General features: G+C 61.6%; 12 protein-coding genes and 1 pseudogene. 4 read left to right on the top strand and 9 right to left on the bottom strand.

Features of this window, described 5'->3' with window-relative positions; all coding sequences use genetic code 11:
- Positions 1–254: 254 nt before the first annotated feature.
- Complete coding sequence (gene ilvD / locus ACYZTS_RS08800) at positions 255–2,096, top strand: dihydroxy-acid dehydratase (protein WP_461995376.1); 1,842 nt, start codon at positions 255–257, stop codon at positions 2,094–2,096.
- A 53-nt stretch (positions 2,097–2,149) separates the two neighbouring features.
- On the opposite strand, the pseudogene ACYZTS_RS08795 reads toward ilvD, so the two are convergent.
- A pseudogene (locus ACYZTS_RS08795) lies at positions 2,150–2,242 on the bottom strand (outer membrane lipoprotein carrier protein LolA); the annotation flags it as partial.
- 153 nt (positions 2,243–2,395) lie between these two features.
- Positions 2,396–3,463, bottom strand: a complete 1,068-nt coding sequence (locus ACYZTS_RS08790; protein ID WP_028621182.1) for an HAD family hydrolase — start codon at positions 3,461–3,463, stop codon at positions 2,396–2,398.
- Between the two features lie 256 nt (positions 3,464–3,719).
- Between ACYZTS_RS08790 and ACYZTS_RS08785 the strand changes: the two genes are divergently transcribed.
- Positions 3,720–5,111 (top strand): L-cystine transporter, encoded by a 1,392-nt coding sequence (locus tag ACYZTS_RS08785; RefSeq protein ID WP_028621183.1) that lies wholly within the window; start codon positions 3,720–3,722, stop codon positions 5,109–5,111.
- Between the two features lie 90 nt (positions 5,112–5,201).
- Here the strand turns inward: ACYZTS_RS08785 and ACYZTS_RS08780 are convergent, their stop codons facing one another.
- Positions 5,202–5,714: a dihydrofolate reductase gene (locus ACYZTS_RS08780; protein WP_461995373.1), complete on the bottom strand. Its 513-nt coding sequence runs from the start codon at positions 5,712–5,714 to the stop codon at positions 5,202–5,204.
- 100 nt (positions 5,715–5,814) lie between these two features.
- On the opposite strand from ACYZTS_RS08780, the gene ACYZTS_RS08775 reads away from it, so the two are divergent.
- Entirely contained in the window at positions 5,815–7,185 is a 1,371-nt protein-coding gene (locus tag ACYZTS_RS08775; protein ID WP_461995371.1) for a DUF2868 domain-containing protein, read from the top strand.
- Positions 7,178–8,554, top strand: coding sequence for a GTPase/DUF3482 domain-containing protein (locus ACYZTS_RS08770; RefSeq protein WP_461995369.1), 1,377 nt, complete (start codon positions 7,178–7,180; stop codon positions 8,552–8,554). Before ACYZTS_RS08775 ends, ACYZTS_RS08770 begins: the two co-directional genes overlap by 8 nt.
- 133 nt (positions 8,555–8,687) lie before the next feature.
- On the opposite strand, the gene ACYZTS_RS08765 is transcribed toward ACYZTS_RS08770, so the two are convergent.
- From ACYZTS_RS08765 to ACYZTS_RS08740, 6 genes are all read right to left on the bottom strand, one after another.
- Entirely contained in the window at positions 8,688–9,248 is a 561-nt protein-coding gene (locus ACYZTS_RS08765; protein ID WP_461995368.1) for a phosphonate degradation HD-domain oxygenase, read from the bottom strand.
- Complete coding sequence (locus ACYZTS_RS08760) at positions 9,248–10,381, bottom strand: TIGR03364 family FAD-dependent oxidoreductase (RefSeq protein WP_461995366.1); 1,134 nt, start codon at positions 10,379–10,381, stop codon at positions 9,248–9,250. Before ACYZTS_RS08760 ends, ACYZTS_RS08765 begins: the two co-directional genes overlap by 1 nt.
- A gap of 141 nt (positions 10,382–10,522) precedes the next feature.
- A complete protein-coding gene (locus tag ACYZTS_RS08755; RefSeq protein ID WP_028623909.1) occupies positions 10,523–11,548 on the bottom strand; it encodes a putative 2-aminoethylphosphonate ABC transporter substrate-binding protein in 1,026 nt (341 codons plus the stop codon).
- A gap of 63 nt (positions 11,549–11,611) precedes the next feature.
- Positions 11,612–13,336 carry a putative 2-aminoethylphosphonate ABC transporter permease subunit gene (locus ACYZTS_RS08750; RefSeq protein ID WP_461995364.1) on the bottom strand — a complete coding sequence of 575 codons (1,725 nt, stop codon included), beginning with the start codon at positions 13,334–13,336 and terminating at the stop codon, positions 11,612–11,614.
- The gene (locus tag ACYZTS_RS08745) at positions 13,336–14,412 is read right to left on the bottom strand and encodes a putative 2-aminoethylphosphonate ABC transporter ATP-binding protein (protein WP_461995362.1); all 1,077 of its coding nucleotides are present in this window, start codon (positions 14,410–14,412) and stop codon (positions 13,336–13,338) included. Before ACYZTS_RS08745 ends, ACYZTS_RS08750 begins: the two co-directional genes overlap by 1 nt.
- 222 nt (positions 14,413–14,634) lie before the next feature.
- A complete protein-coding gene (locus ACYZTS_RS08740; protein WP_461995361.1) occupies positions 14,635–15,498 on the bottom strand; it encodes a LysR family transcriptional regulator in 864 nt (287 codons plus the stop codon).
- Positions 15,499–15,506 lie beyond the last annotated feature (8 nt).

Genomic DNA, 15,506 nt, shown 5'->3' with positions numbered 1-15,506 from the left:
CACCAATCGTCATCCAGCACGGCCCGTCAGCGCTGGATCAACGCTTCCCGGCATTCCCTCCCGCCGCCAGCCGTGTAGAATCGCGACATTCATCGCCAGTCATCCCCCGGCGGGTTTATGAGCTCAAGCTGAAGCGCGCGGCGATCCCGCAAAGTTATCGGCAACTTCCGGACACACGGCCATTTCTGAGTGTTCCAGACGTCAACAGAAGCTCACTTCCCTTTTGATACCTGATTAGCCGCCCGGAGTGCTTCATGCCTGATTACCGCTCGAAAACATCCACCCACGGCCGCAACATGGCCGGTGCCCGCGCACTGTGGCGCGCCACGGGGATGAAAGATGACGACTTCAAAAAGCCGATCATCGCCATTGCCAACTCCTTCACCCAGTTCGTCCCGGGCCACGTCCACCTCAAGGACCTGGGCCAACTGGTCGCGCGCGAAATCGAACGCGCCGGTGGCGTTGCCAAAGAATTCAACACCATCGCCGTGGACGACGGCATCGCCATGGGCCACGACGGCATGCTGTATTCGCTGCCGAGCCGCGAAATCATCGCCGACTCGGTCGAATACATGGTCAACGCCCACTGCGCCGATGCGATCGTGTGCATTTCCAACTGCGACAAGATCACCCCTGGCATGCTGATGGCGTCCCTGCGCCTGAACATCCCGGTGATCTTCGTATCCGGCGGCCCGATGGAAGCCGGCAAGACCAAACTCGCCTCCCACGGCCTCGACCTGGTCGACGCCATGGTCATCGCCGCCGACTCCAGCGCTTCTGACGAGAAAGTCGCCGAGTACGAGCGCAGCGCTTGCCCGACGTGCGGTTCGTGCTCCGGCATGTTCACCGCCAACTCGATGAACTGCCTGGTCGAAGCATTGGGTCTGGCTCTGCCGGGCAACGGTTCGACACTGGCTACCCACAGTGACCGCGAGCAACTGTTCCTGCAGGCCGGCCGCACCATCGTCGAGCTGTGCAAGCGTTACTACACCGATAACGACGAGTCGGTACTGCCGCGCAACATTGCCAACTTCAAGGCGTTCGAAAACGCCATGACGCTGGACATCGCCATGGGCGGTTCCACCAACACCATCCTGCATTTGCTGGCCGCCGCCCAGGAAGCAGAAATCGATTTCGACCTGCGCGACATCGACCGCCTGTCCCGCCACGTGCCGCAGCTGTGCAAAGTCGCGCCGAATATCCAGAAGTACCACATGGAAGACGTGCACCGTGCCGGCGGGATCTTCAGCATCCTCGGTTCGCTGGCCCGTGGCGGCCTGCTGCACACTGACCTGCCGACCGTGCACAGCAAGACCCTGGCCGAAGGCATCGCCAAGTGGGACATCACCCAGACCGACGACGAAGCCGTGCACACCTTCTTCAAGGCCGGTCCTGCGGGCATCCCGACGCAAACCGCGTTCAGCCAGTCGACCCGCTATGAAACCCTGGATGACGACCGTGAAACCGGCTGTATCCGCAGCGTCGAGCATGCTTATTCGAAAGAAGGCGGCCTGGCTGTTTTGTACGGCAACATCGCGCTGGACGGCTGTGTGGTGAAAACCGCCGGCGTCGACGAGTCGATCCATGTGTTCGAAGGCAACGCGAAAATCTTCGAAAGCCAGGACAGCGCCGTGCGCGGGATTCTTGCGGATGAAGTGAAGGCCGGCGACATCGTGATCATCCGTTACGAAGGCCCGAAAGGCGGCCCGGGCATGCAGGAAATGCTCTACCCGACGTCGTACCTGAAATCCAAAGGCCTGGGCAAAGATTGCGCCCTGCTCACCGACGGCCGTTTCTCCGGGGGCACCTCGGGCCTGTCCATCGGTCACGCCTCACCGGAGGCGGCGGCGGGTGGCGCGATTGGTCTGGTGCAGGATGGCGACAAAGTGCTGATCGACATTCCGAATCGCTCGATCAACCTGTTGATCAGCGATGCCGAAATGGCCGGCCGCCGCGCCGAGCAGGATCAGAAAGGCTGGAAACCGGTCGAGAAACGCCCACGCAAAGTGACCACTGCACTGAAGGCCTACGCTCTGCTGGCAACCAGCGCCGACAAGGGTGCCGTGCGCAACAAAGCGATGCTCGACGGGCTGTAAGCGCCGACCGCCGCAATAAAAATGCCCCGCCATGTGCGGGGCATTTTTTTGGATAAAACCCGATCAACTGTAGGAGCGAGCCTGCTCGCGAAAAACCTGAGAGCGCCGTGGGGTGTCAGGTAACCAGCATTATCGTTCACGACCATCGCGAGCAGGCTCGCTCCTACAGGGGATTTGCGTCGATCACAGTTCCAATGTGGGAGTGAGCCTGCTCGCGATAGCGGTGCGTCAGGCAGCATTGATTTTACTGGCCTGCCGCCATCGCGAGCAGGCTCGCTCCCACATTAAATCTCCAGTGTTTATTGAATCTCAGCCGGCGTCACGATCACCCAGTTTTTGTCCGCCGTCACCGGAAGCCCTTCCTTCGCCTGTGCAGCCGCGTTTTTGGCGATCATGCCGTTGAGCTGAGTCATGTATTTGTCCTTGCGATTGACCCACAAGTGAATACCGCCCTTGGCCACATCGACCCCGTGAAAAAGCATGAAACCATCGCTGGTCGGGGTGTCGCCGGCCACCAGAATCGGTTTTTTCCATTCATCGATGTACGTCAGGATCGCGGCCTGCTTGCCGGCCATCCAGGTGGCCGGGGTCCACAGATAAGGCGTCAGTTCCAGGCCAAGGTTTGCCTGTTCGTCATACTGACCGGCAGTGATCTGTTTGCGCGCCGTGGTCAATGCGCCGGACTCGCGATCCTTGAGCAGCATAGTCACGCCGATCACGTTCTGCGGTTTGACGTTGTAGCCGTACTGCGGATCAGCCGCGACCATGCGTACCAGCTCTTCGGAGGCGGCGGTCATCACGTAGACCTCGATGCCGTTCTCCATGAGCTTGCTGTACAGCTCTTGCTGACCGGTGAAAATCTGTGGCGGGTTGACCTCGATGGTTTTGACCACATCGCCTTCGTAGTACGTGCTCGGTACCGGTTTGCCGGACGCCATCAACTCGTCGACATACCCTTTGAGCTCTTTAAGCGTGAAGCCGGAAAACACCTGAGCGACCCACGGGTAACACACCATGTCGTCGAGTTCGCAGAGGCGGTAGTAATAACTGAACAGGCTTTCCTTGTGCTCGGCCGTGTCCTTGAACGGAATCAGTTTCAGAGAGGGATCGAGTTTCTCACGGGTGATCAGGCCCTTGTTTTCCATGAACGGCAGCAACGACTCTTCCAGATCGTAGCGGTAACTGGTGTTGTCCATGTCGAACACGGCGTAGTTACCCTTGTTCGCGTTGGCGGCAATCATGGCGTCCAGCGCCTTGGCCTGATCGCGCGGCCAGTGTTTGAGATCGGTGGCGAACGCCTGGCCCGCGAGGCTCAGGCCAAGGCCCAATCCCAGTGCAACAGCGAGAAATGTCGGAGCGAGTTTCATCGGCTTGCTTCCCTAGATAAAAGATCCTGGATCAACGACGCCGACGCTAACAAATAACCACAACGATCTGCGCCTGCCAGCGACCGCTTGATTCCCCTGCGCGCCAGTTGCATCCCTGACAGCGACACCCGCTTATTCCAAAAACGACAGTGCCCCTGCCTTTTTGATATTTAATCCATTGCAAATCAAGCTGTTAGGCTTGCCGGCTCGCAGCTTCCCCGGAAGGTGGCTGGCACAAGTCTTAGTGGAGTTTTCAATGAACCTGCCGTTGATCCTCAATCTGCTGGTGTTTCTCGCCCTGCTCTTTGGCCTGGCGCAAACCCGTCATACCTCGTGGAGCCTGGCGAAAAAAGTCCTGCTCGCACTGGTGCTGGGCGTGGCGTTCGGAGTCGCGCTGCACACCGTCTACGGTGCCGGCAACCCGATCTTGAAAGCCTCGATCGGCTGGTTTGATCTGGTGGGCAACGGTTATGTGCAGTTGTTGCAAATGATCGTGATACCGCTAGTCTTCGCCTCGATCCTCAGCGCCGTGGCGCGGCTGCACAATGCGTCTTCGCTGGGCAAGATCAGCTTCCTGACCATCGGCACGCTGCTGTTCACCACGGCCATCGCGGCACTGATCGGCATCGGCTTGACCAACCTGTTCGGCCTGACCGCTGAAGGGCTGGTCGCCGGCACCCAGGAAATGGCGCGCTTGCAAACCATTCAGAACGACTACGCCGGCAAGGTCGCCGACCTGAATGTGCCGCAGTTGCTGTTGTCGTTCATCCCGCAAAACCCCTTCGCCGACCTGGCCCGGGCCAAGCCGACGTCGATCATCAGCGTGGTGATTTTTGCAGCATTCCTTGGCGTAGCCGCACTGCAACTGTTGAAAGACGATGTCGAGAAAGGTCAGAAAGTGATCAACGCCATCGACACCCTGCAGGCGTGGGTGATGCGTCTGGTGCGCCTAGTGATGAAGTTGACCCCGTACGGGGTTATGGCGCTGATGACCAAAGTGGTCGCCGGTTCCAACTTGCAAGACATCATCAAGCTGGGCAGTTTTGTGGTGGTGTCCTACATCGGGCTGGGCCTGATGTTTGTGGTCCACGGCGTGCTGGTGTCCGCCGCCGGGATCAACCCGCTGCGCTTTTTCCGCAAGATCTGGCCGGTGCTGACGTTTGCCTTCACCAGCCGCTCCAGCGCCGCGACGATTCCGTTGAGTATCGAAGCGCAGACCAGCCGTCTGGGCATCCCGCAGTCGATCGCCAGTTTCGCCGCCTCGTTCGGCGCGACCATCGGTCAGAACGGTTGTGCCGGTCTGTACCCGGCGATGCTGGCGGTGATGGTGGCGCCGACGGTGGGCATCAACCCGCTGGACCCGCTGTGGATCGCGACGCTGGTGGCGATCGTCACGCTGAGTTCGGCCGGTGTGGCAGGTGTGGGCGGTGGTGCGACGTTCGCCGCGCTGATCGTGCTGCCGGCAATGGGTTTGCCGGTGTCGCTGGTGGCGTTGCTGATTTCGGTTGAACCGCTGATTGATATGGGTCGTACGGCGTTGAACGTGAGTGGCTCGATTGCGGCGGGGGCGATTACCAGTCAGGTGATGCAGCAGACGGACAAAGAGTTGCTGGGGGCGGATGAGCATGGGGAGTTGGCGCACGCTTGAGTAGCGCCTGAAAGATCGCTATCGCGAGCAGGCTCACTCCTACAATTGGAATGCGTTCCCCTGTAGGAGTGAGCCTGCTCGCGATGCGTTTTAGACTTTTTCCCATACCTCGAAGCTGTACGCTGGTTTGTCGTCGACAGCCGGATTCGGAACATTAGACACCAGTTCCCACTGGTTCAAATCAAACTCCGGAAACCACGCATCCCCGTCCGGGCTCAAGGCCACGCGCGTCAGGTACAACCGGTCTGCCTGCGCCAACCCTTGCGCATACAACTGCGCCCCACCAATCAACATCAGCTCACCGACGCCCTGCTCCTGCGCCCATGCCTCGGCGCGGACCACAGCAGCTTCCAGCGACGGATAAACCTCTGCACCATCCAACGCCAGACCAGCCTGACGGCTGACCACCAGATTCAACCGCCCCGGCAGCGGACGGCCGAGGGAATCCCAGGTCTTGCGGCCCATGATGATCGGCTTGCCGAGCGTGGTCGCCTTGAAGTATTTGAAGTCGCCCGGCAGGTGCCAGGGCATGCTGTTGTCGACGCCGATCACGCGGTTTTCACCGAGGGCTGCGATCAGGCTGAGGGGGAGTGATTTAGTCATGCCGGCGAGGATACCAGAGCGTCAGCTTCTCGCAACGCAGCCCCCCGACAAGCGCCACAGCGGTTATGCTCACAAGCTCAATGGAGCGACGGGACAACGCGTGACTGAACTGAATACCCTCTGGTTGACCGAAACCATCCGCCTGCGCGAAGAACACGCCGGCCCTCTGGATGATCTGGAAGCCAACCGTCTGGCCCGCAGCGCGGGGGGCGACCTGTCGGCACGCATCCAGCGCCGCGCGCTCTGGCTGGCCGAGCGCGACGGGCTGAGCATTGCCCTCACGCACTGGCTGCAAGGCGCGCGCCTGGCGCTGATCGTCATGGCGATGCTGGCCGTCGTCACCGGCGCCGGCCTGGCATTCACCGCACTCGGCGACGGCCAGACGCCGGTGAATGTGTTCTGGGCGCTGGGCAGTCTGCTGGGGCTGAACCTGATTTTGCTGATCAGTTGGGCGCTGGGCTCGGTGTTTGCCGGTGACCACGGCGCAACGCTTGGGCGCTTGTGGTTATGGCTCAGTGAAAAACTCGCCCGCGATGCCAAGGCTGCACAACTGGCACCCGCGCTGCTCCTGCTGCTGCAACGCCACAAACTCAATCGCTGGGCGCTCGGTGCGCTGGTCAACGGCCTGTGGTTGCTGGCGATGCTCAGCGCATTGGTGATTCTGCTGATGCTGATGGCCACCCGCCGTTATGGCTTCGTCTGGGAAACCACGATCCTCGGGGGCGACACGTTCGTTGCCATGACTCAAGCACTGGGCGCCGTGCCTGCCCTGCTCGGTTTCAGCGTGCCGACCGTGGAGATGATCCGCGCCAGCGGCGACAGCGCGTTGAACATCGAAAACGCGCGCCAGGCCTGGGCGGCGTGGCTGGTGGGGGTATTGCTGATCTATGGCGTGTTGCCGCGCCTGCTGCTGGCGGCGTTCTGCCTATGGCGCTGGAAGAGCGGCAAAGCCCGTCTGCGTCTGGATCTGAACCTGCCCGGTTACGCTCAACTTCGCGAACAGCTGATGCCCACCAGCGAACGCCTCGGGATCAGCGACTCGGCGCCTGAACATCTGCATCGTGTCGAAAGCACGGTCAACGAGCTAAACAGCGACGGCGCGCTGCTGGTCGCGATCGAGCTGGACGATCAACGCCCGTGGCCGCCGTCTCTGCCGAAAAATGTCAGCAACGCGGGCATTCTCGACAGTCGTGAGTCGCGCCATAAGTTGCTCGAACAACTCAGCCGTTTTCCACCCGCTCGCCTGGCCATCGCCTGCGATCCTCGCCGTTCACCGGATCGCGGCAGTCTCGCGCTGATCGCCGAACTGGCGCGTAACGCCAGTGAAACCCGTGTCTGGCTGTTGCAGGCGCCACCGGGCGAAGCGCTGGATGCCGACCGGCTCGGCGACTGGCACCTGGCGCTGCAGCAACTGGAGCTGGCATTTGCCGACAGCGCGCCGCTGAACTGGCTGGAGACAGGTCATGACTAAGCCGGGCAAACCGCCGCTGAAACTCGCCGTCGTCGGCCATACCAACGTCGGCAAGACCTCGTTGTTGCGCACCCTGACGCGGGATGTCGGCTTTGGCGAAGTGTCCCACCGGCCCAGCACCACGCGACATGTCGAAGGCGCACGGTTATCGGTAGACGGCGAGCCGTTGCTCGACCTGTTCGACACGCCGGGGCTGGAAGACGCCATCGCTCTGCTCGATTACCTCGAACGTCTGGAGCGTCCCGGCGAACGCCTCGACGGCCCGGCGCGACTGGCCCGATTTCTTGAGGGCAGCGAAGCACGCCAGCGCTTCGAACAGGAAGCCAAAGTGCTGCGGCAACTGCTGACCTGCGACGCCGGCCTTTACGTGATCGATGCCCGCGAGCCGGTGCTGTCGAAATACCGCGATGAACTGGAAGTGCTGGCCAGTTGTGGCAAACCGTTGTTGCCTGTGCTGAATTTCGTCAGCAGTGCCAACCACCGTGAACCGGATTGGCGCGAAGCCTTGGCGCGCCTGGGCTTGCATGCGCTGGTGCGTTTCGACAGCGTCGCGCCGCCGGAGGATGGCGAACGTCGACTCTACGAAAGCCTCGCGCTGCTGCTGGAAACCTCGCGGCCTCAACTGGAGCGCCTGATTGCCGATCAGCAGGCACAACGCCTCGCGCGCCAGCACAGCGCGGCGCGGCTGATTGCCGAGTTGCTGATTGATTGCGCCGCGTGCCGACGCAGTGTGGTCAGCGAGCCGGAGCAGGAACAACAAGCGATCAGCGAACTGCGCAAAGCCGTGCGTCAGCGCGAGCAGCGCTGCGTCGAGACGCTGCTCAAGCTTTATGCGTTCCGCCCACAGGATGCTGCGGCCAGCGATCTGCCTTTGCTGGACGGGCGATGGGGTGATGATTTGTTCAACCCGGAAACGCTCAAACAACTGGGCGTGCGCGTGGGTGGCGGCATCGCAGCGGGCGCGGCGGCAGGTGCGGGCGTGGACTTGCTGGTCGGCGGCCTGACCCTGGGCGCAGCGGCACTGGCCGGTGCCATTGCGGGCGGCGCCCTGCAAACCGCGCGCGGTTATGGCAGCCGCTTACTCGGCAAGATCAGAGGCCAGCGGGAACTGACCGTCGATGACAGCGTGCTGAGATTGCTGGCGTTGCGTCAGCGTCAGCTGCTGCAGGCGCTGAATGCCCGCGGCCATGCGGCGATGGACAGCATTCAGGTCGCCACGCCGCAGGACAAGACCTGGCGCGAAGGCAAATTACCCGAAGCCTTGAACAAGGCCCGCGCGCATCCGCAATGGTCGTCGCTCAATCCTCATCCGAAGCTGGATCAGGCGGAGCGGCAGGAGCAAATCGAAGCACTGGCGCAGCAGTTGTAACTTCTGTTGATTGAGCGGGCCTCATCGCGAGCAGGCTCACTCCCACACTGGTTCTCCCGTGAGATTCGCGTCATCACCAGACCCACTGTGGGAGTGAGCCTGCTCGCGATTGGAGCGGCTCGGTTTCGAAACTTCACGCTGCCAGCAAGCGCAACGCCTTCGCTTTCAACAACCCCAAATCAATCACCGGCACACGCATTTCCTTGGCCGACTCATCCCACTGACGCATACGCAAACTGACCGCACACAGCGGATCACGCTCGAAAGTTTCAGCCTCCAGCTCGGTCATCACCCCACCCTGATACTCTAATGTCCGACGACTGGCTTCACTCAACCGCTCGAAATAGTCGGGCTCCCTGAGCGTCAGATAGCGCTTGGCTTGCACGTGGTATTCCACCAGCCGCGCCAGGCGTTCGCTGAAGCCGGCGCGTCGCAGGTAATCGGCGCCGAGGCGTTCATGGCTGACCACGCCAAACCCGCCCATGTTCTCGGCATTGTCAGCGGCGCAGATGTGACCAATGTCATGAAAGAACGCCGCGAGCACCACTTCATCATCGAAGCCTTCAGCCATGGCCAGCTCAGCTGCCTGGGACATGTGTTCGAGCTGCGACACTGGCTCACCGATGTAGTCACTGTCGCCAAAGCGTTCGTACAAGCCGAACACCTCTTCAACAACCTGCGCCGTGCGGTCCATCAACATTCGCCCAACAGCGTCGCGACATTACGCTCCGCCATCGCCGGGCCGACGCTCATGCCAACACCGCTGTGCATCAAGGCTACGCTAACGCCTGGCATCGGCCGCAAAAACGAGAACGGCCCCGGCCCTCGTGCACCGTAGACACCCTGCCAGCGCTCCACCACCTGCACCTTGCAGCCGAGCGTTTGCTCGGCCAGCTCGATCATCCAGTCGTCAACCTGTTCGGCATTGAACGGCGAAGGATCGCGGCCGTAGTGATGGGAATCGCCGATGATCAACTCCCCGTAAGGCGTCGGGCTGATCAGCAGGTGTATGCCGTTGTCATGCAAGTGCGGTTGCTCGCGCAGGATTTGCGCCTGCACCGCGGCCGCTTCCGGCAGATCGGCGAAGGCCCCGTAATGCACGCAACTCAGACCGGTGAGCAGTGCGTGCTGCAGATTAAGATTTTGCTGCGGTCGGGCGCGCAGCATTTGCAGGCGGCAGATCTGCGGTTCGAGCGCGGCGATCGGCTCTGCCAACAGTGTCTGATAATCGTGACCGGAGCAGACGATGATCTGCTCGGCGCTGAAAGTGCCTGCGGTGCTGTGCACCCTACCCGGCTCGATGTCGCGCACCAGCGTCGAAAAGTGAAACTCGACACCGAGTTCGCGGCGCAGGTAGTCGATCAACGTCGGGATTGCTTCGCGCGAGTACAACTGCTGATCTTCGATGCCGTGCAATGCTGCGCGGTGATGACGAAACTGGCCGCCATACAGGTCGCGCAGCGCAGCGCCTTGCAACAGCTCGACGCGGTAATCGTGCTCCACGGCGCGGCCGGCGCAAAACATTTCCAGCAGGTGCTCTTCGGCTTCGGTGCGGGCGAACAGGTACGAGCCGTTGCGCTTGAGTTGCAGGCCGGCATGTTGGGCCCAATCGCCCCAAATAGCGCGGCTGGCTTTGGCCAGTTCGAGCATCTGGCCCGGCGGCTGGCCGGTGACCAGTGCCTGGCCGAAATTGCGCACCGAGGCGCCCAACGGGGTTTCGCTGCGTTCGAAAACCGTGACTTTGAGGCCGCGTCTGGCAGCGGCGTAGGCGTGGGACAGACCGAGGATGCCGGCGCCGATGATCAGCATGTCGTTGTGGTGAGTCATTTGAATAATGTCCTGAATGAAAGACCGCTATCGCTGGCAGGCCAGCTCCCACAGGGTTGGCGCTAAACACAAATTCTGTAGCTGCCCTGAAACTGTGGGAGCTGGCCTGCCAGCGAATAGGCCCTGTCAGTCAATGAAGATTTACTTGGCAACCACCTTCTCGGACTTGCCGTCATAGCGCTTGCGCCACTCGGTCAGGATTGCATCGCGATTCTTCGAGGCCCAGGCAAAGTCATTCTTGATCAGGCGCTGCTCGTAATCCGCCGGCAATTCGGTTTGCGGCTTGGCGATGCCAGGCTGCGCAAGGACAGCAAAGTTCTCTTTGTACAAATCCATCGCCGCCGGGCTGGCAGAGAAATCAGCCAGCTTTTTCGCCGCTTCTTCGTGCGGTGTGCCTTTGATCACAGCGGTCGCTTCGATCTCCCAGCCCAAGCCCTCTTTTGGCAGGATGATGTCCAGCGGCGCGCCCTGACGTTTCAGCTGAACAGCCGGGTATTCGAAGGAAATGCCGATCGGGAATTCACCTGCCGCGGCCAGTTTGCACGGCTTGGAACCGGAGTGAACGTACTGGCCGATGTTCTGGTGCAGGTCGTCCATGTACTGCCAGCCCTGCTTCTCGCCGAAGGTTTGCAGCCAGGCGCTGACGTCAAGGAAACCGGTGCCGGACGACGCCGGGTTAGGCATGACGATCTTGCCTTTGTACTCAGGTTTGGTCAGGTCCTGCCAGCTCACCGGTTTGCTCAAACCCTGCTTCTCCGCTTCGACGGTGTTGAAGCAAATGGTCGCGGCCCAGACGTCCATGCCAACCCACGCAGGCGGGTTGGCGGCGTCGCGATAGTTGCCGCCGATCTTATCCAGGTCTTTTGGCGCGTAGGTTTGCAGCATGCCTTGCTGATCGAGAATCGCCAGGCTCGAAGCGGCCAGGCCCCAGACCGCGTCGGCCTGCGGACGGGCTTTTTCAGCGAGCAGTTTGGCGGTGATGATGCCGGTGGAATCGCGCACCCATTTGATCTCGACGTCCGGGTTGGCTTTTTCGAAGGCTTGTTTATACGTCTTCAGCTGTTCGGCTTCGAGGGCGGTGTACACCGTCAACTCAGTGGTCGCCGCGAAGGCGTTCAGGCTGAAAGCAGAGAGGACAGCAGCGGCCAGGGCCAGGGGCTTGAACATGATCTTTTCCTGTTTTGAGTTGAGGGGCTTTCGATTTAAAGGCAGCGATTTAAAGGCTGCGAATCAGTTGCCGGGCGCGGTCTGCCGCCAGGCCTGGGACCGGCGCAACAAACCGCGCGAGGCCCAGGCCAGCAGCAGGGACACGCCCGCTGAGGTAAACAGAATCAGGGTCGACATCGCCGCCGCGCCGCCGACGTTGCCGGCGTCGTCCATGTTCAGCACCGCCACCGCCGCGAGAATGGTGTCGGGGCTGTAGAGGAAGATCGCGGCCGAGACGGTGGTCATGCCCGAGACGAACAGGTAGCGCACGATGTCCAGCAGCGCTGGCAGGCAGATCGGCACGGTGACGCGCAGGTAATGCCGATACAGCGGCGCCTTGAGCGACAGCGCGGCAGCTTCGAACTCGGCATCGAGCTGACGCAGCGCGGTGGTCGCGGTCATTTGTGCAGTGGTCAGATAGTGAGCGATGGTGCAGACCACCAGCAGCGTCATGGTCCCGTAGAGCACATGCAGCGGGTTGCCCGTAAGGTTGAAGAAGAAAACGTAACCGAGGCCGAGCACCAGGCCGGGGACCGCCATCGGTACAAAGCTGAGCATGCGCAGGGTCAGGTTCAGTCCGCGCTGGCCTTTGGTTTTTTCCATCAGGTAGGCACCGGTGAAGATCAGCACGCTGCCGATCAATGCCGTGCAGATGGCCATCCTCACGCTGTTGCCATAGGCCAGCCAGCCGCCGCCCGCCGTGTCATTGAACTGGTAGTGGTTGAGCGACAGCGACAGGTTGTACGGCCAGAATTTCACCAGCGACGAGAAAACGGCCATGCCGAACACCAGCAGCAACGCCGCGCAGAGCAGCAAGACGATGGTGAGGTAGCAACCATCGCGCAGCCTCGAAGGTGCCGGTTGAAAGACCTGCGCCCGACCGCTCATGGAATCGCCCTGACGCCGACGCTGCCAGGCATCCACCGCAAAACTCAGCAGCGCCGGCAGCAGCAGAACCATGCCGATCAGCGCGCCGCGACCGAACTGCTGTTGGCCGACCACGGCTTTGTAGGCTTCCAGCGCGAGTACTTGATAATCACCGCCGACAACGACGGGCACGCCGAAGTCGGTGATGGTCAAGGTGAACACCAGACAGAACGCCGCGAACACGGCCTGACGCGTCGCCGGCCAGGTAATGCTGCGAAAGGCTTTGGCCGGACTGGCGCCCATGCTGGAGGCGGCATCGAAAAGTCGCGCATCCGCGAGGGACAGCGCAGACAGCAGAATCATCAAGGCGTGTGGGAAGGTGTAAATGACCTCACCCAGCACAATGCCCCAGAAACCGTAGATGTTGTCCGAGAGCAAACCGCGCAACATGCCCTGATTGCCGAACAGATAGACCAGAGCGATCCCTGGCAACATCGACGGCGCCATCAACGGCAGCAGCGAGATGCCGCGCCAGATACCTTTGCCAGGAATCAACGTGCGTTGCAGGGCGTAGGCAAACAGGTAGGCCAGCGGTACGACGATGGCCGCCACACTGAGGGAAACTTTCAGGCTGTTCCCGACCAGCCAGTGAAAATTCGCACTGGTGACCAGCTCCCGTGCGGCGACCCAGCCACCGCCCTGCCCGGCTTCCGAACTGAAGCCGCGCCAGAAAATGGCCATTAACGGCATCAACACCGCTACGCCGAGCAGCACCAGCAAGAGGACTTTGCCGCCGACCACGAACACCCGGTCGCCGATCTCGGCACGGGAGGTCTGCCGAACCTGCTTGTGCGGTATCGGCAGCGCGATGTTCGCGCTCATCAGGCGAACACCTGCAAGCTGCGCGGGGGCAAAGCGACCATAATCTGCTGCGCGCCGAGGCGCGGCATGGATTCCGGCGCCAGCTCGGCGAGCAAGGCGTGGCCGGGCAGTTGATCGAGTTCGAAACTCATGCGGCAGCGATTGCCGAGGAAGGTGATTTCGCGGATTTTCGCCGGGAACAGGTTTTCCTCATGCACCGGCGGGTTGACGTTGATCGCCTCCGGGCGGCAGAACAAACGGCCCGACGCGGTTTTCGCACTGCCGTCGGCCAGACGCATGCTCATGCCGCCGACTTGCGCGTGGCTATCGCTGCTGCGGTTGAAGGGCAGCCAGTTACCCTGGCCGACAAATTCCGCCACAAACGGGGTCGCCGGTCGGTCGTAGATGTCTTGCGGTGAGGCGTATTGCTCGACCTTGCCGTTGTTCATCACAGCGATGCGGTCGGCCATCAGCATGGCTTCGTCCTGGTTGTGCGTGACCATCAGCGTGGTCACGCCGAGGTTGCGCTGCAGTTGGCGCAGCTCGGTGCACAAATGCTCGCGAACCCGGGCGTCGAGGGCCGACATCGGTTCGTCGAGCAGCAACAGAGAAGGCGCCGGGGCCAGGGCGCGGGCCAGGGCAACACGTTGTTGTTGGCCGCCGGACAACTGGCCCGGGTACTTTTTCTCGCTGCCGATCAGGCCGACCAGTTCCAGCATCTGCCCGACGCGCTTGCGCACTTCATCGCGGCCACTGCCGGCGAGGCCGTAGGCAATGTTCGCTTCGACAGTGAGATTGGGGAACAGCGCGTAGGACTGGAACAGAATGCCGTAGTCCCTCGCCTGCGGTGCGAGGTGAGAAACGTCGCGATCACCGAGGTACAGTTCGCCGCTGTCCTGCTTCTCGAGACCGGCGATGCAGCGCAGCAGCGTGGTTTTGCCACAGCCCGACGGGCCCAGCAGACACACCAGCTCACCGGCCGCGACGTCGAGCGAGACGTTGTCCAGCGCGGTGAAGGCGCCGAAGCGTTTCTGCACGCCCCGCACTTTCATCGGCGCACCGGGGTTGGTCAGGGCAGTTGCGATCGAGTGGTTCATGGACAGGCCTCATCAAGCAGATGAGGCTCATCCTAGGGATGTAATGCGTCTGTCATGTGGCAGTGAGGCAAAAATGGCTGATAGTAGTATTCAGGGATTTGGGTTGGGATTTTTGGTGCCTGATCTACCGTCATCGCGAGCAGGCTCACTCCTACAGGGGAATGTGGTCAAACTGTAGGAGCGAGCCTGCTCGCGATGACGGCAGAGCAGACACCCTACATCTCAGATCGGCGACATCTCCTGCGCCAACCCCAGAAACGCCGCCGGCAATCGCGCGCCTTTGCGTTCCTTGAGGCAATACAAATACTCCGGAATCTGCGGCGCATTTTCCAGCGTTAGCACGCGCAATTGCGGGTCGTGCGGGACTTCCTGACGAGCGATCAGGCTGATGCCGATGTTGCGCAGCACCGCTTCGCGAATCGACTCGCGGCTGCCAATCTCCAGCAACGGGCCGAAGCTGACCCCGGCGCCGGCCAGCAACTCTTCGGTCAAGCGCCGGGTGGTCGAGCCCGACTCGCGCATCAACAAGGTATGCCCGGCCAGTGCGCTCAGCGGCACATGGTCGTGCACCGCCAGCGGGTGATTGCGATGCACCGCCAGCACCAGCGGATCGCTGCCGAGCACCCGGCGGATCAGCCGCGCATCGTCGAGCATCTGCGAGGAAGCGGCAACGTCGACCCGATAATCCTCCAGCGCCTCGATCACTTGCTGGGAATTGCCGATCTCCACCGACACTTCCACCTGCGGCAGACGCTCGCGAAAAGCCTTCACCAGATCGAGAATGTAGTACGGCGCCGTGGCGGCGATGCGCAATGTGCCCTGAACCTGGCCGCTGTTGCGCAGGAAAAACTCGATGTCTGCTTCCTGCTGCAACAGCGCCTTGACCATCGGCAGGAGGCGCGCGCCCTCATCACTGACGCTAAGGCGACGGCCACCGCGATAGAACAACTCCACCGAATACTGGCTTTCCAGCTGGCGAATCTGCGTGGTCACCGTCGGCTGACTGAGGCCAAGCTTCTTCGCCGCCAGGGTGATGCTGCCCAGGCGGGCCACCATATAAAACGCCTTCAGCTCGGCACTCAGCACTGCTTTCC

Source organism: Pseudomonas sp. TMB3-21 (assembly GCF_054898145.1).
Note: the sequence above shows the minus strand (reverse complement) of the source record. Positions and strands in the feature narration are given on the sequence as shown.

Coding starts and splice junctions, on each gene's coding strand:
- ilvD (WP_461995376.1), top strand. CDS start 255: ATGCCTGATTACCGCTCGAAAACATCCACCCACGGCCGCAACATGGCC.
- ACYZTS_RS08790 (WP_028621182.1), bottom strand. CDS start 3,463: ATGAAACTCGCTCCGACATTTCTCGCTGTTGCACTGGGATTGGGCCTT.
- ACYZTS_RS08785 (WP_028621183.1), top strand. CDS start 3,720: ATGAACCTGCCGTTGATCCTCAATCTGCTGGTGTTTCTCGCCCTGCTC.
- ACYZTS_RS08780 (WP_461995373.1), bottom strand. CDS start 5,714: ATGACTAAATCACTCCCCCTCAGCCTGATCGCAGCCCTCGGTGAAAAC.
- ACYZTS_RS08770 (WP_461995369.1), top strand. CDS start 7,178: ATGACTAAGCCGGGCAAACCGCCGCTGAAACTCGCCGTCGTCGGCCAT.
- ACYZTS_RS08765 (WP_461995368.1), bottom strand. CDS start 9,248: ATGGACCGCACGGCGCAGGTTGTTGAAGAGGTGTTCGGCTTGTACGAA.
- ACYZTS_RS08760 (WP_461995366.1), bottom strand. CDS start 10,381: ATGACTCACCACAACGACATGCTGATCATCGGCGCCGGCATCCTCGGT.
- ACYZTS_RS08755 (WP_028623909.1), bottom strand. CDS start 11,548: ATGTTCAAGCCCCTGGCCCTGGCCGCTGCTGTCCTCTCTGCTTTCAGC.
- ACYZTS_RS08750 (WP_461995364.1), bottom strand. CDS start 13,336: ATGAGCGCGAACATCGCGCTGCCGATACCGCACAAGCAGGTTCGGCAG.
- ACYZTS_RS08745 (WP_461995362.1), bottom strand. CDS start 14,412: ATGAACCACTCGATCGCAACTGCCCTGACCAACCCCGGTGCGCCGATG.